Raw genomic sequence first — 23840 nt, forward strand, 5'->3', positions numbered from 1 at the left:
TTTACTTTATATTGTCTTATAGCTTGTATCGCTTGCGGTCATTCTCGTTTAGGTAGATTTTACGCAAACGGAGCGATTTGGGCGTAACTTCGACATATTCATCTTTTTGGATGTATTCGAGTGCTTCTTCGAGCGAGAACTTAATGGCCGGTGTGATGCGCGTTTTGTCATCGGCACCCGCTGAACGGAAATTCGTAAGCTGCTTGGTTTTGGTAATGTTGATGACCATATCGTCTCCGCGGGAATTCTCGCCCACGACTTGTCCTTCATATACATCTTCGTTCGGATCGACAAAGAAAGTGCCTCGGTCTTGCAATTTATTGATCGAATAAGGAATTGCTTTTCCGTTTTCCATTGAAATCAAAGAACCGTTGATACGGCCAGCGATTTCTCCTTTGAATGGTTCGTAACCTATAAAACGGTGGGCCATGATGGCTTCTCCTGCCGTAGCAGTGAGCAATTGGTTTCTAAGCCCGATAATCCCGCGAGATGGAATGTTGAATTTAACAATCATCCGCTCGCCTTTGCCTTCCATGGAAAGCATTTCGCCTTTTCTAACCGAAACGAATTCTACGGCGCGACCTGAAAGATGTTCCGGCAAATCGATGGTGAGTTCCTCTATCGGCTCACATTTTACACCGTCAATCTCTTTGATGATGACTTGTGGTTGCCCAATTTGCAATTCATAACCTTCACGGCGCATGGTTTCAATCAAAACGGACAAGTGCAAAACACCGCGTCCGAAGACCATGAATTTATCGGCAGAATCAGTATCCGCCACACGTAAAGCCAAGTTCTTTTCAAGTTCTTTAGCCAAACGATCTTTGATGTGACGCGAGGTCACGAATTTTCCTTCTTTACCAAAAAACGGCGAATCGTTAATAGTGAAAAGCATACTCATCGTAGGCTCATCGATGGCAATGGTTTGCAAGGCTTCTGGATTTTCAAAATCGGCAATGGTGTCGCCAATCTCAAATCCTTCTACACCCACAATCGCACAAATATCTCCGGCTACGACTTCCTGCACTTTTTTACGGCCTAAACCTTCAAAAGTGTGGAGTTCTTTAATTCGAGATTTGATTACTTTCCCGTCTCTTTTTACTAGTGAAATCGGCATCCCTTCTTTCAAAACGCCTCTTTCTAAACGACCAATAGCAATACGGCCGGTGAAAGATGAAAAGTCGAGCGAAGTAATAAGCATTTGTGGCGTTCCTTCAGATACTTTTGGCGCAGGAACATTATTGATAACCATATCGAGCAAAGGTTCGATACTGGTAGTTTGGTTTTTCCAGTCTTCTGACATCCAGTTGTTTTTGGCAGAACCATAAACGGTCGGGAAATCGAGTTGCCATTCTTCGGCACCGAGCTCGAACATCAGATCGAATACTTTCTCGTGCACTTCTTCAGGTGTACAATTTTCCTTGTCTACTTTGTTGATGACCACACACGGCTTCAAACCTAAATCAATCGCTTTTTGCAACACGAAACGCGTTTGCGGCATCGGGCCTTCGAAAGCATCTACAAGCAAACAAACACCATCGGCCATGTTCAATACACGTTCTACTTCTCCACCAAAATCGGCGTGTCCGGGAGTATCAATGATGTTGATTTTGGTTCCTTTGTATGATACTGAAACGTTCTTTGAAGTAATTGTAATACCTCTTTCGCGTTCAAGATCGTTGTTATCCAGAATTAAATCGCCGGTATTTTCGTTCTCGCGGAACAGTTGGCAATGGTACATAATCTTGTCAACTAAGGTTGTTTTTCCGTGGTCAACGTGGGCAATGATTGCAATGTTTCTGATAGATTCCATCTGTGATTTTTAATGGGCGCAAAGGTACACTTTATTTCGGGATAAAAAATCTTTATTTCGGGCTTTACTTTTTGTTAACGGAGATGGCTTTTATTTGTTCAAAACTATCGCGAACTTTCATTTTACTTTTTATAAACAAAGAATAAATTATTTATATTTGAAGTAATGAAAAACAAAGCCAACAAGATTACCCTGCTGTATATGCTTTTTTCCATACTGCTGGCAGTTGGCGGATATTACGGACTAAGCAGCCTTCAAGACAACTCGAACGCAACTTTTCAGAATTATAGTCTAATTAAGGACTTTCTTTTCATCATCATTTCCGGAATTATTTTCAAAGTAGTTTTAACGCGGAACGACATCCGAAACAGCCGTATTTTCGAGAAACTGCAAACCACTAACGAAGAAATCAAAGAATCCAACGAACGCTATGACATTGTAGCTAAAGCCACCAGCGACACCATTTGGGATTGGAAAATACAAGAAGACAACTTCACTTGGAACAAAGGAATTCAGGGCGTTTTCGGTTACAAGAAAGAAGATGTAGGCAATACGTCAAAATGGTGGTTTGACCGTATTCATCCTGAAGATAGTATTAAAATGTCGATTAAACTGTATTCGTTCATTGAGCAAAAAACCGAAAAATGGCAAGACGAATATCGTTTTCAATGCGCCGACGGTACTTATAAATATGTCTTTGATAGAGGATTCTTGGTCAAAGATGAACACGGTAATGCGATTCGAATGATCGGAGCCATTCAAGACGTCACCAAACAAAAGGAAGAAGAACAACGACTCAAATTGCTCGAAACGGTGATTACGCAAACCAAAGACGCGGTCATCATTACTGAATCTGAGAAGCAGAATAAGACCATACCGAAAATTGTATTTGTTAACCCAGCGTTCACTGAAATGACAGGCTATAAAGCCGCCGAGGTCATTGGCAAAACGCCTACGGTTTTCATGGGCAGAAAATCCATAAAAAACGATATTGCCAAACTTTCAAAAGCACTCAAAGGCCGTGAAGAATTTAAGTTTGAAACGCTCAATCACACCAAAGATGGGGAAGAATACTGGGTGAATTTCTCGATGATTCCGATCACCAACCAAGAAGGCGAACATTCCCACTGGATTTCAATTCAGCGCGACATTACCGAAGAGAAAAAACAAGAAAAGGAAAAAGAGCAACTCATCCGCGAGTTGACGCAAAACAACAAAGATTTAAAACAATTCTCCTACATCACTTCACACAACCTGCGCGCGCCCCTTTCAAACCTGACCGGACTTTTGAATCTGATGCAAGAAATCCCAATCGAAAACGAGGAACTGAAAGAAATTTTGAACGGCTTCTCTACCTCGACCAACTTGCTCAACGAAACCATCAATGATTTGGTGAAAGTGATTATTATTAAGGATAATCCGTCGATTAATAAAGAAGAAGTTTTAATTAAAGATGTTTTTGAGAACGTGTTTAATCAATTGAGTTACCTCATTAGCCTGCACAAACCGATCTTAAAAATTGAACTGGAGAAAGTCACCATTCTCAATATCAATAAAGCCTATCTGGAAAGCATTTTGCTGAATCTGTTTACCAACGCTATTAAATACCGATCGCCCAAAAGAACACTTCGAATTTATGTTTCGTCAAAAGAAGTCGATAACCACATCGTACTGATTTTTAGAGACAACGGAATCGGTATCGACCTAGAACGAAATGGAGATAAAATTTTTGGGCTCTACCAAAGATTCCATAATTATTCCGATAGTAAAGGTTTAGGGCTTTATCTAGTGAAATCGCAGGTAGAATCTATGGGCGGCTCTATTGCTGTGGAAAGCGAGGTAGACAAAGGCACAACATTCACAATAACTTTTAAAAAATAGCAAGAATGCTCGATTTAATTTTATGCGTTGACGACGACCCGATCACACTCATGCTCTGCAAAATGGTCATTAAAAAAGCAGAATTCGCAAAGGAACTTATTACCGCACAGAACGGAGAAGAAGCATTGAATTATTTCGACGACTTAAAATTGAACAATTTAGGCAACGAAATCCAGAATTATCCACAATTGATTTTCCTCGATTTAAATATGCCGGTTATGGGCGGTTGGGAATTTCTAGACAGTTTCGCCAAAGACGATTACCGCGAATCTTTTAAAGATTGCAAAGTGATTGTGTTATCTTCTACGATTGATCCTGAAGACATCAATAAAGCAAAGACCTACCCTATGGTGCTGGATTTTGTATCCAAACCAATCAACAAAGAAATGCTTGACGAACTCAAAAAGTTGTGGTAAAAAAAAAACGCCCCAGCAAATGTGGAGCGTTATTTATAACAATAAAGTATAATTACATTTTTGCAACGTGCTTTGTTAATTTCGATTTCAAGTTAGAGGCTTTGTTATCGTGAATTACGTTCTTCTTAGCCAATTTATCAATCATTGAGATAACACCTGACAATTTAGCAGCAGCATCTGATTTATCGGTAGCCATACGCAAAGCTTTGATCGCATTACGTGTGGTTTTGTGTTGATAACGGTTCAGCACTCTTCTCTTCTCGTTACTTCTGATTCTCTTTAAAGCTGACTTGTGATTTGCCATTTTATTGTTCTCCTTAATTTAAATTTTGTAGCCCGTAGGGGAATCGAACCCCTCTTACCAGGATGAAAACCTGGCGTCCTAACCGATAGACGAACGGGCCATACTTCTGTAATGCGGATGCAAAAATACAACTATTTTCTATTCGCGCAATAGTTGAAGTGAAAAAATTTATTTTTTTTTAATAGGCCTTTGCAAACAGCACTCTGCCTGAGGATTTTGCGCCCGAAAAAACACAAACTCCTTCTTCTTTTTTCTGATCTAGTGGCACGCAACGAATGGTGGCTTTGGTCAAATCCTTGATTTTTTCTTCAGTTGCTGCTGTACCATCCCAATGTGCTGAAATGAATCCGCCTTTGGTTTCGAGTACACTTTTAAATTCCTCAAACGAATTGACTTCTGTAATATGCGATTCGCGGTATTGCATTGCTTTGTTAAACAAATCGACTTGCATGCGTTCAAGCAAATCACCAATATGATTCACAATATTGTCTTTAGAAACCACTTCTTTTGTTAGCGTATCACGACGGGCAACTTCGAAAGTTCCGTTTTCTATATCTTTCGGACCCACAGCAACTCGCACTGGAACACCTTTGAGTTCCCATTCGGCAAATTTGAAACCTGGTTTTTGGGTCGTTCTGTCATCGTATTTCACTGAAATCCTCAACTTGCGAAGCTGTGCGGTAAGTTCGTTCACTGCTGTAGTGATTTCAGTTAATTGCTCGTCCGATTTATAAATTGGAACAATCACAACCTGTATCGGCGCTAAATTTGGTGGCAACACCAGTCCTTGATCATCTGAATGCGTCATCACAAGCGCACCCATCAAACGAGTGGAAACGCCCCAAGAAGTTCCCCAAACATGTTCGAGTTTTCCTTCAACATTAGCAAATTTCACATCAAATGCTTTGGCAAAATTTTGCCCTAAAAAGTGAGAAGTTCCGGCTTGCAATGCTTTCCCGTCTTGCATTAGAGCTTCAATGCAATACGTTTCTTCAGCTCCGGCAAATCGTTCTGATTCTGTTTTCAATCCTTTGATGACCGGAATTGCCATGAAATTCTCAACAAAATCGGCATAAACGTTCATCATTTTTTCTGACTCTTCAATCGCTTCCGCTTTTGTTGCATGAGCCGTATGGCCTTCCTGCCATAAAAATTCTGCGGTTCTCAAAAACAAACGCGTTCTCATTTCCCAGCGCACCACATTTGCCCATTGGTTAATTAGCAATGGTAAATCACGATAAGATTGCACCCAATTTTTGTAAGTTGACCAGATAATCGCCTCGCTGGTCGGACGCACAATAAGTTCTTCTTCAAGCTTGGCATTTGGATCAACCATGAGTTTTCCATCTTTATCCGGATCATTCTTTAAACGATAGTGGGTTACGATAGCGCACTCTTTAGCAAAACCTTCCGCATTTTTTTCTTCTGCTTCGAACATACTTTTCGGGACAAACAAAGGAAAATAGGCATTGCTGTGTCCAGTTTCTTTGAACATTCGGTCGAGTTCTGCTTGCATTTTTTCCCAGATAGCATAACCGTAGGGCTTGATTACCATGCAGCCTCTAACACCAGAGTTTTCAGCTAAATCAGCCTTGACAACCAGTTCGTTGTACCATTTTGAATAATCATCAGATCGTGTAGTAAGGTTCTTGCTCATAGCAGTATGATGGCATAAAAATTGTTTAACTTTTTTTAAACTAAAATGTTTGGCAAAACTAACTATTTTTGTGTAGCCTGACAATAAAAAAACTGGTGCTATGAAAACTAAATCTTACCCAATCTCGAATATTTTTCCCTTCTTCATTTTGGGAATATTCTCGCTGCTCCTTTCCTCATGCGGTACTTATCAAAACACTTCTTATTACGACCGCGACGGTATTTACGGATACTCCGAACCACAAAGCAGATATTCATCTGACACTCCGAATTCCCCAGCAAGCAACCAATACAAAGACTACTTCAATTCCCTTCAAGACCAGCCACAAAAAGACGAAATCTTTAGTGATGTGGAAAGCTACTCCTCTAACAATTCTAATGAAAGTACCAATACCGCTCAAGGTTACACATCTAGTTATTCTGATTGGAGTAACAGCGCAGACAACGTAAATATCAACGTTTATGGCAATAATTGGAATTGGGGATGGAACAATTACTGGGGATGGAACTTAGGTTGGGGTTGGAACTCTTGGTATGGCCCGTACTACGGCTGGAATTTCGACCCTTGGTATTTTCCTTATTCTGGATGGGGATGGGGATATGCCTGGAATCCATACAATTATTATCCGTATTGTAATTATCAACCTTATTCTCATGGCATCCGAACTTATGCTTCTCCTGGTCGATCTTATGCCACTAGCTCCTATGGCACCCGAGGCAATAGTACTTACGCTGCGGGAACTCGGACTTATAATTCAGGTGTGAGAACGAATTCAACACCAACCAATAACAACAATACGATTCGTAATTACAGCGGCCCAACTAGGACAATCATCAGAAATACCAGCCCACAAAATAATTCATACAACAACGGAAACATAGGTAGAAATCCAAATTCGCAATACAACAATCCGTCATACAATAGCGGCAACACCACGCGTTCTAACTCCAATACAACTAGAACACCTAATGCTACCAGAAGCTATAACAATTACAATTCTGCACCCACAAGATCGTATAGTTCTCCTAGCTATAACAGCGGTTCAGGAAGATCGGCTGGCGGAAGAAGATAAAAATAATAAACCACCTGCGTTTTGTACCCTCAAGACGCAGTTTTTTTTATGAAAATTTGCGATGAAAAAATCCCTTGCCCTTTTTATTACAATATGCAGTATTCTTAGCGCTCAAGCCCAAAGTGTTGCGGATGCTTTACTATTCTCCAAAGAAAACCTAACAGGCACCGCCAGATTCAATGCCATGAGTGGTGCTTTTGGTGCTTTAGGTGGAGATTTTTCGGCTATTCAAGTCAACCCGGCGGGAAGTGCTGTATTTGCCAACAATCAAGTGAGTATTTCCTTGAACAGCAATAGTATTAAAAACAAATCAGAATATTTTGGTTCGAAAATAAGTACCTCGAATGCTGCTTTCGATATTAGCCAAGCCGGCGGTATATTGGTTTTTCATAACACCGATGAAAAAAGTGACTGGAAAAAATTTGTACTTGCGATTGACTACGAGAACAACTCTAATTATGACAATTCGGTGACTACCTTTGGAACCAATCCAAACCAGTCGGTAGCCAGTTATTTTTTGAGTTATGCCAATCCTGAATTGTATGGCTCAAACATTCCTTTAAGTCAGCTTGAAAATTCTTATTTTGAAGATTTAGATACCCGAACCCAACAAGCTTTTCTGGGCAATCAAACCCACGTAATCACTGTAGATGAGAACAATCCGAATTATAATACTTACTTGTTGAATGTGCCAGCCGGAGATTTTTATCAGGAAAATTATATCGACACTCGTGGCAACAGCGGTAAAGTAGCTTTCAACTTCGGATCACAATATAAAGACCGCTTTTACTTTGGTTTTAACCTGAACTCACACTTTGTGGATTATAAGAAACAAACCCTTTTCTATGAGTTTAATGACAATGCACAAGATCCAAAGAAAGTTAGTGAGTTATTGTTCAGTAATTACCAACGTACGTACGGAAATGGTTTTTCGTTTCAGCTCGGAGCCATTGCCAAAATCAATAATTCGCTTCGGGCAGGGCTGTCTTACGAATCGCCAACTTGGTATCGTTTGGTGGATGAAAAATCGCAAATCTTGGCCAGTTCCAGATACGGCTTTACCGGCAACGAGTATGAAACTGTGTCTGATTCCAACATCATTCTGGTTTACCCAACCTATAAATTACAAACACCCAGCAAATTTACTGGAAGCTTGGCTTATGTTTTTGGCAAGAAAGGTTTGTTGAGCATAGATTATAGTATTAATGATTATAGCAACGCGAAATACAAACCCAATGATTCTTTTTTTGGGCCATTGAATTCCGGCATTGACAATCAGTTGCAAGTTGCTAGCGAATTCAGACTCGGTGGCGAATACCGCATCAAAGAATGGAGCCTGCGTGGCGGCTACCGTTATGAGCAAAGCCCTTACAAAGACAGTAAAATTATGGGCGACTTATCTGGATTTTCTACCGGTTTTGGTTATAATTTTCCGAACACACGATTGGATTTGGCTTACGCTTATTCGCAAAGAAAATCCCAAGAAGCTTTATTTAACCAAGGTTTCACAGCCGCTCCAAAAATCAATACAACCCAAAGTAATTTTGTTTTGACTCTGGTTTTTGATTTATAACTGATATACAAAACATTAAAGACCACAAATAACTGAACACCGGTAATTAGTGGTTTTTTTATGGATTTTCAGTTCCATACTACTGCCCTAGCCCGGGTAGCAGCGGCATCCTTTTGCGGCATCGTTAGTGCTGGTTTTAAGATAAATTCTTTTGCCGCGAAAGATACAGCGGATAACCGGATGAGCTTCTAAAAAAATAACTTTCCATTGCGCTTTAAGGAATAAAAAGAAGTAATTTTGCAGCCCGCCAGAATGGAAATGGGAAAACTTAAAGCAGCAAATTCATGAGAACCAAGTCGTTAAAGAAAAATAAAATCAATGTAATTACTTTGGGTTGTTCCAAAAACGTGTACGACAGTGAAGTGCTGATGGGCCAGTTGCGCGCCAACGGAAAAGACGTGCAGCACGAAGCACCCGCAGACCAAGAAGGCAACATCATCGTGATCAATACTTGTGGTTTTATTGACAATGCCAAAGCCGAATCGGTAAACATGATTTTGGAATATGCCGACAAAAAAGAACGCGGTTTGGTCGATAAAGTTTTTGTAACCGGTTGCTTGTCTGAGCGCTACCGACCTGATTTAGAAAAAGAAATCCCAAATGTCGACCAATATTTCGGAACCACCGAATTGCCGTTGCTATTGAAAGCTTTGGGCGCCGATTACAAACACGAGTTGCTCGGCGAACGTTTGACAACCACACCTAAAAATTACGCTTACCTCAAAATTGCTGAAGGTTGCGACCGACCTTGCAGTTTCTGTGCGATTCCGCTGATGCGAGGCAAACACGTTTCGCAACCGATTGAAAAGCTGGTCAAAGAAGCAGAAGGTTTGGCCCGCGACGGCGTGAAAGAACTGATTTTGATTGCCCAAGACCTAACTTATTACGGTTTGGATTTGTACAAAAAACGCAACTTGGCCGAATTGCTCGAGAACTTAGTGAAAGTCGAAGGCATCGAATGGATTCGTTTGCATTATGCGTTCCCGACGGGTTTTCCGATGGATGTTTTGGATTTGATGAAACGCGAACCTAAGATTTGTAATTATATTGATATTCCGCTGCAACATATTGCTGACCCGATTTTAAAATCAATGCGACGCGGTACCACACAAGCCAAAACGACTCAGTTACTCAAGGATTTCCGCGCGGCTGTTCCGGGCATGGCCATTCGCACCACTTTAATTGTAGGCTATCCGGGCGAGACACAAGAAGACTTTGAAAAACTGCGCGATTTTGTGCAGGAAATGAAGTTCGACCGTTTGGGTTGTTTTGCTTATTCGCACGAAGAAAATACCCATGCTTATTTACTAGAAGATGACGTTCCCGACGAGGTAAAACAAGCGCGCGCCGAAGAAATCATGGAACTGCAATCGCAAATTTCCTGGGATTTGAACCAAGAAAAAGTAGGTCAGGTTTTCAAATGTATCATTGATCGCAAGGAAGGCGCGCATTTTATTGGCCGAACAGAATTCGATAGCCCCGATGTAGACAATGAAGTTTTGATTGACGCCTCGAAATTTTACCTCAAAACCGGCGATTTCGCACAAATCAGAATTACCGAAGCCACCGAGTTCGACTTATACGGAGAGCCGGCTTAACTACTTGTAATTAAAAGTAATTCCGGCCACTAAAAAATTCTTTCCGAAAAATTCGGTGTTTTTGGTAGCGGCATTGTGGATGTAGTTCAGTGATAATGGCATCGTAAACCGCTCGGTAAACTGAATCTCGCGAATGGCTTTCACGCTCAGATTCACCAGCGAAGGTTGATTATAATCGCCGTATGAATAATATTCTGCCTGATTGTTCAAAACTGCGCCGGCAGTAGTTTCGAAAGTGATTTTAGCGATTAGTTCTTCAAACGTATACAATGCTTCAAAATAGGTGGTAAAATTCTGTTTGGGGTTTTCTCCGTTGCGGTCATAGCGGAAATCATTCCCGGCAACCAACGTACTTAGAGTGAGGCAAAGCGGCAGTTTGTGATCGGTGAAATCCAGAATTAAATTGGCATCAACGGTTTTGGTTCCGTCTTTTCCGTAGTTGAAATAACCATTGTCGACGCCTTCGACTCTTTCTACCGAAGGCCAATAATAATCCCAAAGTTCTAGAGTTAGATACGAATTGATATCGTAGCTGATGCTAAAATCGATTTCTTGATAACCTTTGCCGTCAGTGCCATCAGGATAAAAATAGTCATTCTTGAAATTGGTCGTGGCCCAAAAACCCAAAGTGATTTTATCGGACAATTCGTAATTAATCGTAGGCTGCACCACGGCATAATCGCCGCCCCAACATTGCCCGCGCCAAAGATATCGGCTAGCCAAATCAAGATTGAGTTCGAGCCTGCTTTTTCGCGGCTGAATCGTGTCAACGGATGCAATTGTGTCATTCACCTGTGCCTGCATTAGACTGACCATCCAAATCAAAAGGAAACAGGAAAATAACTTTTTCATCCTTTAGTGTTTGTTTTTTAAAACCTCATCAATGGTGTCGAACAACTTCTCGCGGTTGATGGGTTTGGTCAGATAACCGTAGAAACCGGCTTTGAGAATTCTTTCTTCATCTTCTACTGAGGCGTAGGCAGTTTGCGCAATCACGACCAACTCCGGACGAATAGCTTTGATTTTCTCTAGGGCTTCAAAACCGTTCATGACCGGCATTTTGATATCCATCAGCACAATGTCGATGTTTGGGTTGTTGAGGCTGAATTCAACTGCTTCCAAACCATTCACCGCACGAATGATAGTGAAATTCTTCACCTGAATCATTTTCTGGAACAACAAGAAATTGATATTGTCATCTTCAGCAATTAATACTGTTATACCATCGCCATGCGGAATGGCCGCAGCACTTTTCACTGGTTGGACAGTGATGGTATGACCATGGTCGTATTGTAGCGGAATCGTAAAAGTAAACGTTGAGCCTTTGCCCAATTTAGAACTTAAGCTAATGGTGCCGCCGAGCATTTCGACATACGCTTTTGAAATGGCCAAGCCCAAACCCAAACCGCCGGCTTTGATTGTGGCATCGTTCTCAACCCTTTTAAAACGGTCGAAAATGTATTGCTGGCTTTTCTTCTCGATGCCTGGGCCTGTGTCTTTCACTCTGAAGATGATTTGTTCTTTTTTCTCATCAAGTTGGTATCCGAAAGCCACCAAACCGTCATTGGTAAACTTAATCGCATTGGTTACCAAATTGACAATCACTTGCTTGAGTTTGACCTCGTCGGTAATAATGTTGTAATCGGCAGGTTGGTTGTTCTGGAGAATCTGAAAATCGATTTTCTTAGATTTTGGAATAGTAATCCGGATGGTTTCGTACAACTCACCAATACAACCCTCAAGATTCAGCGGCGTATAATTCGGAGCGATTTGGTTCGAATCAATTTTCGACATTTCGATCAAGTCGTCGATGATTGAAACCAGATTTTTCCCGCTTTTATCTACGACTTTGAGGTATTCCATTTGTTCCTCTTTGCTGAGTTGGGTATTGAGAATTAAATCGGTGAAACCATTAATGGCGTTCATTGGTGTGCGAATCTCGTGGGAAAGGTTGGCCAAGAATGACGATTTGAGCCGTTCGCCTTCTTCTGCTTTGAGTTTGGCCTTGACCAACTCGATTTTTTGGTTGCTGTTTTCTTCAAATAAAATCCCAATGTTGCTGAACTCACCGGTGGTTTCCTTGAGTTGTTTGATGGCTTTTTTATTACCGGTTTCTAGTGCGCGGGTAATGAGTTCCAGCGGCATATACACCAATTTTCGGGTATAAAATAAATTGACAATCAGGTTAACAAAAAAAGCAAAAAAGATCAAATACAATATCGAAAGCATGTTCTCAAAATACACTTCAAACTTTCTTTTGAAAAGCAACTTGCCTACTGCATTAGAATCGCCATCGCGTAAAGCAACTGTTGTGGAAATAACGTGATCGGTTTCAATATCGGTATGTTCCGGACCAATAAATGCGATTTGGGAATCGGTTATTTTTTCGAGTTCGGTGAGTAAAGCTTGATCTAAAAGTCGGGCAACAAAGAAATAACCAGACGGCTTGGTTTTGTTCTTCAACGGATCGTTCGACGGGTGAATGCTCGCGCCGGTGACTTCAATCAAACCCTCAGGGATTTTCATATAAAATCGGCTCCAACCCAAACGGTTTAGGGCTTGCATTGCTTTGGGAGGAATGATGTCTTTAGACTTGATTTTCTTAGAAGCAGTTCTGATAATAAATTGATGATTCAAGTCATAAGCGCCTAAGTAATCGGCGTTGTAGATGCTGAGTTCATTGCCAATGGTTTCGTTGTACCAAGTCGTGTCTTTGGTTTGGATGAAATTGACGAACTCATCCCAGTTGGTGTCATTATTAATAGCAACTTGAATGGGTTTATGGTCTAAATCCAGAAGTTTGTTGACCTCGTTGTTGAACTGTATTTTGGTACTACTTCGCACCTGCAGCTCAACTTGTTTGGTATAGTAGTATAAAAAGAAAAACAGCAGCATGAAGAATATACTCGAGGAAAAAATCAGGAGCAATATTTTCGGGTACGTTTTTTTGACTTCCATTGAGGATTATTTACCGCTCTAAGATAAAATAATAAGAATGCCATTGGCAGAAAAATAAAATTAATAAACCAAAAGTTTTTAACAGCTGTTTGAAAGCAGTTCTTATTTATTCCTTTATTTTCAAAACGACAAAAAAAAACTCCGGAACAAAATCCGGAGCTTCTCATTCAAACTAAACTCAAATTAAATTACGGTACCTTTGAATGACAACACTTTTGGAGCATCCTCAGCGCTAGTAGTAACAGTGACTGTTTTAGAAAATGCACCTTTAGCAGCAGCGTTATAAGTGGCGATTACTGTAGCTGTTTCTCCAGGTTTCACAGGCGTTTTGGTATAATTGGTAGCGGTACATCCGCAAGAGGCTTTGACTTCTTTAATGACTACAGTAGTGTTGCCGGTATTTTTGAACTCAAAACTGACTTCTTTAGGCTTGTTTTGTGGAATTTGACCGAGTTCAATGGTTTCGCTTTTCCAGGCGATGGATGAAGTGTTGGTGTAAATTTCATGATTTTGCTGCGTTGGCAAAACAGTAAAAGAGAATAATCCGAAGAGGCTGGCCATAATGGCAATTTTCATTGTTTTCATAAGATGGAATTTTTAAAGTTGATTATTATTAGGGTTATTGAACAAGCCAAAAGTAGTAGGGCAATTTCAGGTTAGCTGTTAAGCAGTTTTGAATCTTTGTTAATGAGTTGTTAACGGTGAAACGGCGGCGAATTTTTGATTAATATTGCGTAAGTCATCTTAGGGCAATTGACTTTATTCTAAGCACTAAAACCCTAGCCCTGATGGAAGCGACAGCCCGCAGCTTGCGAGGACTATAGCGTACAGCAGGTTCCCGGCTTCTTACTAAGAAACTCAAGAACCAAGGAACTCAGGCACTAAGGCACTAAGAAACTCAGGCACTAAAAAAAAAATGAACAAACTCAACAGCATTATCGTTCTCGGCTTACTCGCCATCGTGGGCATTCTGATCGCGCAGTTGCTCTGGACGCGGCAGGCTTTTACGCTTGAGGAAAAAAAGTTCAGCCAGAAAGTGCACATTGCGCTGCTGGAAGTGGCCAAGAAACTCTACGAAGGCACCAATCATGAGCTTCCGGCGGAAAATCCGGTGCAGAAAATTTCGAACGACTATTATATTGTCAATATAGACAATGATTTTGAACCGAAAATCCTGGAGTTTTACCTGAAATCGGAGTTTGAGAAAATTGGTGTTTCGACCGACTATGAATATGCGATGTACAACTGCCAGAGCGACGAAATGGTCTATGGCAACTATGTTTCAATGACGCAAAACCCAGACGCAGAGCGCTCAGTGTATTTTCCGAAACACAAAAATCTGGTGTATTATTTTGCGATTCGCTTTCCGAACGAGACGAGTTTTTTGTTCAGTTCGCTGAAATTTTGGTTTGTGCTTTCGTTTGCTTTAGTGGTGATTTTATTGGTATATGTGTATTCGATTTTCACGATTTTGCAGCAGAAGAAGTACTCCGAACTCCAACGTGATTTCATCAACAACATGACGCATGAATTTAAAACGCCCTTGTCGTCGATTTTGATTGCGTCGAACTTTTTGAAGCAACAGCCCGCCATTGCAGCCGATGAAAAACTAGAAAAATACACCGGCATCATCATCAGCCAAAGCAACAAACTCAACCAGCACATTGAAACAATTTTGAACAGCGCCAAGTCAGACAATTCGCCGTTGGTACTCGATTTGAAGCCACTTTCGGTACTGCCGGTTTTAAACGATGTCCGTGAAAATATCTTGCTGAAATATCCCAATAGCCAAGTAAAAATAGTTTCCGATAGCGAACCGGTAGTGATCATCGCAGATGCGTTTCATTTTACCAATATCGTCTATAATTTGCTAGACAACGCGGTGAAATATTGCGAGCGGCAACCCGAAATTACGCTCTCTGTTACTACTTTAGAAAACCAAATTCGAATGGATTTTTCAGACAACGGTATCGGCATTGCTGCGAAAAAATTGCCCTTTATTTTTGATAAGTTCTATCGGATTCCGAGCACGAAAAGCAATGAAGTGAACGGCTTTGGGTTGGGTTTATATTATGTGAAAAAAATCTGCACCTTGCACCATTGGAAGATTTTGGCTAAAAATAATACTAATGACGGGCTCACCGTTTCGATTTTAATTCCAAAGCATCATGACCACTAATAAAATTCTCTACGTCGAAGACGACGAAACCTTAGCATTCCTGACCAAAGACAATCTAGAGCAACACGGTTATCAAGTGGTGCATTGTAGTGACGGAAAGCTTTGTCTAGAGCAGTTCACGGCTGAAAAGTTCGATATCTGTATTCTTGATATTATGCTGCCGAAAATGGACGGCTTTGATTTGGCCAGCGAAATCCGTAAGACAGATGCTGAGATTCCGATTATTTTTCTTTCGGCAAAAACACTCAAAGAAGATCGAATTAAAGGTTTGCGTTTGGGCGCCGATGATTATCTGGTAAAGCCTTTCAGCATTGAGGAACTGCTACTGAAGATTGAGATTTTCCTCAAACGCTCGCAAAAAAGCCAACAACGCGCCAAGGTGCATTATACTGTCGGACGTTACGCTTTCGACCCGAAGAACTTTTTGGTTTACAATGACGAGGAAAAAATCAGCTTGACCCAACGCGAATCGGAATTACTCAAGTTATTTCTCGACCACAAAAATGAAGTTTTAAAACGTGAGCAAATACTCAAAGCGCTTTGGGGCGACGACGACTATTTCATGGGCAGAAGCTTAGACGTTTTTATTTCGCGCTTGCGGAAAATTTTGGCTAAAGAAACCGGAATTTCAATTGAGAATTTACACGGCATCGGCTTTAGATTCAAATGCGACTGAATCAAATTCTAATTCAAACTTATCGAATTCTAATTGGGGTGTAGCAGCCAGCAAATTCATCGCTTATATTTGCTAGGTCAACTGGAAATACCCAAGATGAAAAAACTTCGCCTCAAAATTATCGCCAGCTTATTACTGCTCTTTTTCAGTGTGCTGGGTTGGTCGCAAAATCCGGTCGTGGACAGTTTAAAAAATGTATTGAAAACCAGCATGTCGGATACGACAAAAGTTCGGGTGCTCAATGCCATGGCCAACACGCTCAAAGAATTAGACCCGCAAGCCACGACGAGTTATGCTCGGCAAGCCAGCAAAATTGCACAACCTATCCGTTTCTATTTCGGACTAGCTGAAGCAGCTATGAATCAGGGCAATGCCAACATTATTCTCAGCCAATATAAAATCGCACTTACTTATTTCAACCAAGCAGAAACCCACTACAAAAAACAGCTTGACCGAACCACTACTGACGACCAGTTACAAAAAACCAAAAACGGATTGGCGCGTGCTTATGCCAGTATGGGCGTAGTGTATTCGGAGGTGAACAACTATTCGATCGCACTGCACTATTATTTTAAAGCGCTCAAAATTTATCAGGAAATCAACAACCAGAAAAGTGTTTCTAAAGCCTACAACAATATTGCAGTAGTGTACAAATCAGAAAATCAACTCGAGAAGGCATTGGTTTATTTGAAAAAAGCGCTCAGCATCCAGCAAAAACTTCACGAGCCCACTTTTGGCGTTACCTTGATGAATATCGGCCAAGTTTATTTTGAGCAAGGCAATGTAAAACAAGCTTTCCAATATTATTCTAAAGCACAAAAAGAATTGGAAAGCAACCAAAATGACCGCAACCACGCTTTACTGCAAAGTTACTGGGGCGACTATTTCAAAAAGCAGAACGATATTGAAAAGGCATTCGTTTATTACCAAAAATCGCTCACGGCGTACGAAAATCTTCAGAATCCGTTCGGTGCTGCTTTGGCTTTGTACAATATGGGCGAATTGTATTTCGAGCTTCAAAAACACAATGATGCTTTAACCTATGCGCAAAAATCACTTGATTTGGCGCAATCCATCGGTGTAATTGACCAAACCATTCACAGCGAAAAACTGCTCAGCGATATCTATAGCGCGATGAACAATCCGGCGAAATCACTCGAACATTACAAAGGATACGTGGCCGCGCGCGATTCGCTGACAAACGAAGACAACAACAAAAAATTCCTTCGGGCCGAACTCAACTACGAATTCCAGAAACGCGAAGCTATACTCCTTGAACAGAACAAAAGGCAAAACCTGTTTACTTGGTTCATCGTCATCGGCGGTTTGTTGCTGATTGGGCTGGTTTTTGTCACCTACAACCGGCTCCAAATTAAACGTCGTTTGACCTTGCAGAAAGAAGTAGCAGAATACGAGCAAAAAGCGCTGCACTTGCAAATGAATCCGCATTTTGTATTCAATTGTTTGGGTTCGATTTCTAGTTTTATCGTACAAAACGGCGCCGATTTGGCCATTATGTACCTGTCGAAATTCTCGAAACTGATGCGGCTTACGCTAGAATATTCTAAAGGTTCGCTAATTCCGATTGATAAAGAAATTGAAAGTTTACAGAATTATCTCGAACTTGAACAGCTCAGGTTCAACAACAAATTCGAGTTCCGTATCGGAGTGAGCCCGTCTATTGAAGATGATATGGCTTTACCGCCACTATTAATTCAACCGTTTGTGGAAAATGCAATTCTGCATGGCATCGTTCCCAAAGACGGCAACGGAAATATTGATGTATATTTCAACCTGATTGACAACCAACTTATTTGTACCGTAACCGACGATGGGATTGGCATTTCAAAATCGATGCAGATGAAAGAGAATTCGGTGAAAGCACACCAATCTATGGCGATGGAAATCACTAAAAAAAGACTCGAAATCATCGAAAGCAAAACCCAACAGAAAGCCGATGTGCGCCTAGAAGAGATTCGAAATGAAAAGAACGCAATTGCCGGAACCAGAATCGTCATTTCGCTGCCGGTGCAATACCTAGACATAAAACCCAGGACATGATTACAGCTTTACTTATAGACGACGACCAACATTTACGCATCGGGCTCAAAGGCCTTTTAGAACGCCATGCTCCTGAGGTGCATATCTTGGGTGAAGCCGATAGCGTCAAGAGCGGTATTCTGGCCATCGAACAATTTAAACCGCAAGTGGTTTTCTTGGATATTCGCCTTAGCGACGGAACCGGTTTCGACATTCTCGAACAAGTGGCAATGGTTCACGGCAAAGTCAATTCGCATATCGTGTTCATTACCGCGCACGAGCAATATGCGTTGATGGCTTTCAAATTCAGTGCGTTGGATTATCTGCTCAAGCCGGTGGATCCGATCGAGCTGAAAAAAGCCATTGGCAAAGTGAAAGATGCTTTGGAAAAAAACACGTCATTCGAGCATATCGATTTGTTGCTGGAGAACATCCGCAAGAAAGTAGATCATTTCAAACGCATTGCCTTATCGACCACTGACGGAATCCATCTTTTTGAGATCAATGACATCATCCGTTGCGAATCCAAGGACAATTATACCCAGTTTTTCATCAAGAACCATAAACCGCTGCTGATTTCCAAAACGCTCAAGGAATATGAAGAACTTTTGGCCGAGCACGGTTTCGAACGCATCCACCAATCGCATTTGATCAATCTGGCTTATCTCAAATCATACATCAAAACCGACGGCGGTTATGTGATCATGGGCGATAACAGCAAACTACCGATTGCCCAGCGCAAAAAAGAACGACTGCAGGAATTGCTCAAATCGCTTTAAAACCAGACCAAAACAAACAAAAACAAACAAACTCAAACCATGAAAAATATAGTCCTTTTTTTATTGCTTTTTTCAGGAATCGCGAAAGGGCAATTTGTAAATATTCCGGATGCGAATTTCAAATCCAGATTGATATCACTCGGTATTGATAGTAATACTGATGGAGAAATTCAATTTGAAGAGGCCGACGCCGCGACGACTTTGAACCTGTTTAACGCTTCAATTTCAGATTTAACCGGAATCGAAGCTTTTGTTAATCTGACCGGCCTTAATTGCTCAACCAACAATTTGACCAGCCTTCCGATCAGCGCACTGAATCAACTGACTAATTTGAACTGTATGGCAAATCAAATTACCACATTGAATTTGAGTTCGCTTACCCAACTCAGGGATTTGTTTTGTTCGAATAACCCGCTAGGAACACTCGATGTGCAAAACATGACCAATCTCACCACGCTCACTTGTGCCAACAACCAATTGACTTCATTAAATGTTTCAGGCTGTACCGCTTTAGATATTTTACACGCAGATCTTAACCCAATAGCCACTTTAGATATTTCAAGTTCTTCTGTTAGAGAATTTTCTGCCGAACAATGCCCGAATTTAACCCACATCATTATCAAAAACGGAGTGATTTCTGGTCATGAAAATGTATTTCCGCCTGTTTTGTCATTCTCCGGTTCTGATGCCTTACGTTTTGTTTGTACTGATGAAGGCGAAGAGGTATTTGTTTTTGAGGTATTATCCGGAGATGTATTGAACAATATATCGGTATCTACTTATTGCTCTTTTACTCCGGGCGGCGATTACAATACAATCACTGGAAATACTACATTCGATTTGTCGAACGATGGCTGTAGCAACGACGCGCCTAGTCCATACATCAAAATGGCTATCAATGATGGAACAAATACTGGTAGTACTTTCTCGAACAATAATGGTAATTATTCGTTTTTCACCGGCAGCGGAATTTTTAACGTGGCTCCCGATTTAGAAAACCCGACTTGGTTTAACTTATCGCCACTCAATGCTAGTGTTAGTTTTCCCATAATAGACAACTCGGTGCAAACGCGCGATTTTTGTATTTCAACCGTTGGTAACCATCCTGATTTAGAAGTGATTTTTGCTCCAACCAGCCCAGCACAACCGGGCTTTGAAGCTTCTTATAAAATTGTTTATCGCAACAAAGGTAATCAGGTGCAAAGCGGCACAGTTACTTTTAGTTTTGACAATGTGCTGTTTACTTATCTCAATGCCAACCCTACTTTTAATTTGTTACAGCCCGGACTATTCACGTGGGATTACAGCAATTTAAAGCCTTTTGAAACCAGAACCATCAATCTTACTTTGCTTTTGCACAACAATCTTGGTTTGAACGCAGGAGACACACTCGAATTTACCGCAACAGTCAACCCAATGCCGAGCGATGAAACGCCGCTGGATAATGTATCGACGCATGTTCAAACCGTAGTAGAATCAGGCGCTGCCAATCAAACCATTTGCATAGAAGGCCATACTATTTCACAAGAGCAAGCCACCAGGTACTTGCACTACAACATCAATTTTGAAAATATTGGAACTGCCGAAGCCTTGAATGTAGTGGTCAAAGACACCATTGATACTGCCAAATTCAAGCTCAATTCGTTACGACTTTTGTATAGCTCGCATCCGGTAGAAACCAAAATCACTGATAATATTGTTGAATTCATTTTCAAAAACATTCAATTGCCACCACGTAACGGCGGCCCAATTGGAGGTCATGGCAATGTTTTATTCAAGATAGAACCTGAATCAAATTTGGCTATCGGCACAGAAATCATTCAAGAAGCTCAAATTTATTTCGACTACAACATTCCCATTAACACCAATCAAGAACGCACGACTGTTGCGCTAATGGGTCGAGAAAACTTTACAGACGCAAACGTTTGGATGGCGCCGAATCCGGCGAAAGATTACCTCGATATTTCAGCCAAAAACAAAATCAATTCCTTGGAGCTCTACGATGCACAAGGCCGAATTTTGGAAACCCATACCTTGAGTAAATTCAGTACGAGATTCAATTTTACTAAACATCCACAAGGCGTTTATTTCTTGAAAACCGTGACCGAAAAAGGAAGTTCAGTTCAAAAGATTGTTAAAGAATAAAGCTAGTTCAAAACGCTCCGTAGCATGAAAAAAATAATTCTCCCGATACTATTCCTGTGCAGCATCACCTATGGGCAAAATGTTTCTATTCCTAACACTTTGATAAAAGAAGCTTTAGTCAATAGTAACTGTGTAGATCTGAACGCTGATGGAATTGGCGATGCCGACGCCGACACTGACAATGATGGCGAAATTCAAGTCGCAGAGGCTCAAGCAGTAGTCGGCTTATATTGCGGGATTATTTTGGGCGGTACAGATTTAACGGGGTTAGAAGAGTTTACTAATCTACAGCATCTTCAGATAAGCTTTATCAACTTCACCGGCGTATTGGATTTCACGATTTTGCCACAACTTAAATCCATAGATTGTAATGGAACTTTGTGCTCAGGCTTAAATTTTAATGGGCTTACACAGTTGGAGTCGCTCAACTGTTCGGGTTGTTTGCTCGCCAATCTGGATGTGTCTACCTTGGTCAGTTTAAAAAATTTGAATTGCCAGAACAACAACTTGACTTCGCTCGATTTGTCTGTATTGACCAATTTGGAGAACTTAGACTGTTCGGGCAACCAGCTTACAAGTTTGAATGTACAAGGCTGTACAGGTTTGACCAAAATCAACTGTTATCAGAACCAGCTCACTGACGTGGATTTTTCGAACCTAGTTAATTTACAGACTGCGCAAATCATGGTATCGAGCAGCTTTGACCAGCAATTGACCAGCATCAATCTTTCGGGTTGCGCTGCCTTGACCAACGACCAAATCTATTTCAGCCCAAACCTGAGTACGTTGAATTTTCAGAATTGTGCTACTTTGCAAACTATCAGAATGAGTTTCAACACGGTCAACTCGATTAATTTGGCGGGTTGCAGTGCGCTGCTGAATCTCAACATCGGACGAAGCACTTTTACCAATATCGATTTTACAGATAGTCCAAACCTTTACGCATTGAGCCTGCAATTCAACAACTTATCTACTTTAGATTTGTCCGGCTATACCAATTTGTTTGCACTCGATGTATCGCATGGCAACTTGACTTCGTTGAACCTAAATGGCTGTACGAATCTGAATGAACTCAACGTCAACACCAATCCGCAATTGGCCACTTTAGATGTGAGTACTTGCACCAACCTAGACACTTTGATTCTTTTAGACAACGATTTGACATCGCTTTTCATCAAAAATGGCCGCAATGAGAATATTCTATTTTCGGGGAACTCAAACCTGCAATACATTTGCGCCGACGAAAGTCAGTTTACCTCTATCGAGCAACAAATCTTGAGTGCGCTTCCTAACGCGGTAATGAATTCTTATTGCTCGTTTGTTCCGGGCGGGAATTACAATACCATCACAGGTGCTTTGCCATTCGACCTTGCAGGCGATGGTTGCGACGCCGGTGATAGCAGTAATCCATACATCAAAGTGAAAATCGACGACGGCACCAATGCTGAAACTGCCTTTACCAATAACGCTGGAAACTATGCTTTTTATACGCAATCTGGCAATTTCACAGTAACGCCATTACTGGAGAACCCATCGTATTTCAATTTCTCACCAGTAAATGCTTCTATCAATTTTCCACTGGTAGACAACTCGGTGCAAACGCAAGATTTTTGTCTCACTGCCAATGGCTTTCATTTGGATCTTGAAGTGGTTTTGGTGCCTATCGATGCGCCGCGTCCGGGTTTTGACACGCGCTATCAAATCATTTTCCGCAACAAAGGCAACCAAATACAAAACGCGTCTGTTTTACTGGATTTTGACGATACACGCATGGATTTAGTCTCATCGAACCCAGCGATTACTTTACAGAATGTGAATCAGCTAGAATGGGATTTTGTTAATTTAAAGCCTTTCGAAACCCGAAAGATCGACTTTGTGATGAACATCAACACACCGTTGGAAACGCCCGCGGTGAACATCGGCGATATTCTGAATTTCGATGTTTTGATCGTGGAAGACGATGTTGACGAAAATCCAGCGGACAATACTTTTAGCTGTCATCAAACTGTCGTGAGTTCGCACGACCCAAATGACAAAGCCTGTTTGGAAGGTCGCACCATTACACCCGATCAAGTTGGAAAATACATCCATTACAACATCAACTTTGAAAATCTCGGAACTGCCGATGCCACCAATATCGTAGTGAAAGATATTATCGATATACATAAACTAGACATCAGCAGTATGCAGTTGCTTTACGCTTCGCATCCGGTAGAAAGCAAAATACGCGACAGTATTTCTGAATTTGTGTTTAGAAATATTCACTTACCGCCGACAAATGGCCCTATCGGCGGTCATGGCAATGTATTGTTCAAAATCAAGACGCTTCCCGATTTAGAAATTGACGACGAGATTCTGAACACCGCCAATATTTATTTTGATTACAACGCGCCGATCAGCACCAACGAAGCCAGAACCGTTATTGCCAGTTTAAAAAACCCGAGTTTCATACAAGACAAATCTATTCAAATCGCTCCGAACCCGGCGAAAGACAAACTGAATATTACTGCCGGTGGAATCATTAAATCAATCCAACTTTTCGATGCGCAAGGCCGGATATTGCAAACGATTTTAGAACACAAGAAGAACTCAACACTTGATATTTCAGACAAAGCCAACGGCGTTTATTTCGTCAAAGTGATGACTGAAAATGGTGGTGAAGTGCAGAAAATTGTGAAAGAGAATTAATTATTTGGTTAGTTTGTTTTCAACGAAAAAACCGCCAGTCTTAAAATGCCAAGACGAGCGG

Annotated in this window: 17 protein-coding genes and 1 tRNA gene; 11 read left to right on the top strand and 7 right to left on the bottom strand. The window is 41.1% G+C overall.

The window, feature by feature from the left end; all coding sequences use genetic code 11:
• Positions 1-16: 16 nt before the first annotated feature.
• Positions 17-1813, bottom strand: coding sequence for a translational GTPase TypA (gene typA, locus G4D82_RS03335; protein WP_166334494.1), 1797 nt, complete (start codon positions 1811-1813; stop codon positions 17-19).
• A 165-nt stretch (positions 1814-1978) separates the two neighbouring features.
• Between typA and G4D82_RS03340 the strand changes: the two genes are divergently transcribed.
• Both G4D82_RS03340 and G4D82_RS03345 read left to right on the top strand, forming a co-directional pair.
• A complete protein-coding gene (locus G4D82_RS03340) occupies positions 1979-3694 on the top strand; it encodes a PAS domain-containing sensor histidine kinase (RefSeq protein WP_166334496.1) in 1716 nt (571 codons plus the stop codon).
• 5 nt (positions 3695-3699) lie between these two features.
• A complete protein-coding gene (locus G4D82_RS03345; protein WP_166334498.1) occupies positions 3700-4110 on the top strand; it encodes a response regulator in 411 nt (136 codons plus the stop codon).
• A 52-nt stretch (positions 4111-4162) separates the two neighbouring features.
• On the opposite strand, the gene rpsT is transcribed toward G4D82_RS03345, so the two are convergent.
• The 3 genes from rpsT to proS all read right to left on the bottom strand — a co-directional run bounded on the left by rpsT (position 4163) and on the right by proS (position 6071).
• Positions 4163-4414, bottom strand: a complete 252-nt coding sequence (gene rpsT, locus G4D82_RS03350; protein WP_166334500.1) for a 30S ribosomal protein S20 — start codon at positions 4412-4414, stop codon at positions 4163-4165.
• 28 nt (positions 4415-4442) lie between these two features.
• Positions 4443-4514: transfer RNA gene (locus G4D82_RS03355), tRNA-Glu, on the bottom strand.
• Positions 4515-4592: 78 nt separating this feature from the next.
• A complete protein-coding gene (proS, locus tag G4D82_RS03360; protein WP_166334502.1) occupies positions 4593-6071 on the bottom strand; it encodes a proline--tRNA ligase in 1479 nt (492 codons plus the stop codon).
• 100 nt (positions 6072-6171) lie between these two features.
• Between proS and G4D82_RS03365 the strand changes: the two genes are divergently transcribed.
• The 3 genes from G4D82_RS03365 (at position 6172) to rimO (ending at position 10314) form a co-directional block, all read left to right on the top strand.
• Positions 6172-7143, top strand: a complete 972-nt coding sequence (locus G4D82_RS03365; protein ID WP_166334504.1) for a hypothetical protein — start codon at positions 6172-6174, stop codon at positions 7141-7143.
• A 61-nt stretch (positions 7144-7204) separates the two neighbouring features.
• Complete coding sequence (locus G4D82_RS03370; RefSeq protein ID WP_166334506.1) at positions 7205-8716, top strand: OmpP1/FadL family transporter; 1512 nt, start codon at positions 7205-7207, stop codon at positions 8714-8716.
• A 284-nt stretch (positions 8717-9000) separates the two neighbouring features.
• The gene (rimO, locus tag G4D82_RS03375; protein ID WP_166334508.1) at positions 9001-10314 is read left to right on the top strand and encodes a 30S ribosomal protein S12 methylthiotransferase RimO; all 1314 of its coding nucleotides are present in this window, start codon (positions 9001-9003) and stop codon (positions 10312-10314) included.
• Here rimO and G4D82_RS03380 read toward each other — a convergent pair whose 3' ends face one another.
• From G4D82_RS03380 to G4D82_RS03390, 3 genes are all read right to left on the bottom strand, one after another.
• Positions 10315-11166, bottom strand: coding sequence for a hypothetical protein (locus G4D82_RS03380; protein WP_166334511.1), 852 nt, complete (start codon positions 11164-11166; stop codon positions 10315-10317).
• A 3-nt stretch (positions 11167-11169) separates the two neighbouring features.
• The gene (locus G4D82_RS03385) at positions 11170-13272 is read right to left on the bottom strand and encodes an ATP-binding protein (protein WP_166334513.1); all 2103 of its coding nucleotides are present in this window, start codon (positions 13270-13272) and stop codon (positions 11170-11172) included.
• Between the two features lie 183 nt (positions 13273-13455).
• Positions 13456-13857, bottom strand: a complete 402-nt coding sequence (locus G4D82_RS03390; RefSeq protein WP_166334515.1) for a DUF1573 domain-containing protein — start codon at positions 13855-13857, stop codon at positions 13456-13458.
• Between the two features lie 331 nt (positions 13858-14188).
• On the opposite strand from G4D82_RS03390, the gene G4D82_RS03395 reads away from it, so the two are divergent.
• The 6 genes from G4D82_RS03395 to G4D82_RS03420 all read left to right on the top strand — a co-directional run bounded on the left by G4D82_RS03395 (position 14189) and on the right by G4D82_RS03420 (position 23779).
• Positions 14189-15451, top strand: coding sequence for a sensor histidine kinase (locus G4D82_RS03395; RefSeq protein WP_166334517.1), 1263 nt, complete (start codon positions 14189-14191; stop codon positions 15449-15451).
• A complete protein-coding gene (locus G4D82_RS03400) occupies positions 15441-16127 on the top strand; it encodes a response regulator transcription factor (protein WP_166334519.1) in 687 nt (228 codons plus the stop codon). The genes G4D82_RS03395 and G4D82_RS03400 overlap by 11 nt, the downstream gene beginning before the upstream one ends.
• A gap of 96 nt (positions 16128-16223) precedes the next feature.
• Positions 16224-18188 (top strand): tetratricopeptide repeat-containing sensor histidine kinase, encoded by a 1965-nt coding sequence (locus G4D82_RS03405; RefSeq protein ID WP_166334521.1) that lies wholly within the window; start codon positions 16224-16226, stop codon positions 18186-18188.
• Complete coding sequence (locus tag G4D82_RS03410) at positions 18185-18946, top strand: LytR/AlgR family response regulator transcription factor (RefSeq protein WP_166334523.1); 762 nt, start codon at positions 18185-18187, stop codon at positions 18944-18946. The genes G4D82_RS03405 and G4D82_RS03410 overlap by 4 nt, the downstream gene beginning before the upstream one ends.
• A gap of 39 nt (positions 18947-18985) precedes the next feature.
• Complete coding sequence (locus tag G4D82_RS03415; RefSeq protein ID WP_166334525.1) at positions 18986-21091, top strand: DUF7619 domain-containing protein; 2106 nt, start codon at positions 18986-18988, stop codon at positions 21089-21091.
• Between the two features lie 24 nt (positions 21092-21115).
• The gene (locus G4D82_RS03420) at positions 21116-23779 is read left to right on the top strand and encodes a DUF7619 domain-containing protein (protein ID WP_166334527.1); all 2664 of its coding nucleotides are present in this window, start codon (positions 21116-21118) and stop codon (positions 23777-23779) included.
• Positions 23780-23840: the final 61 nt, after the last annotated feature.

The organism is Flavobacterium lotistagni (assembly GCF_011392125.1).
GTDB lineage: Bacteria > Bacteroidota > Bacteroidia > Flavobacteriales > Flavobacteriaceae > Flavobacterium > Flavobacterium lotistagni.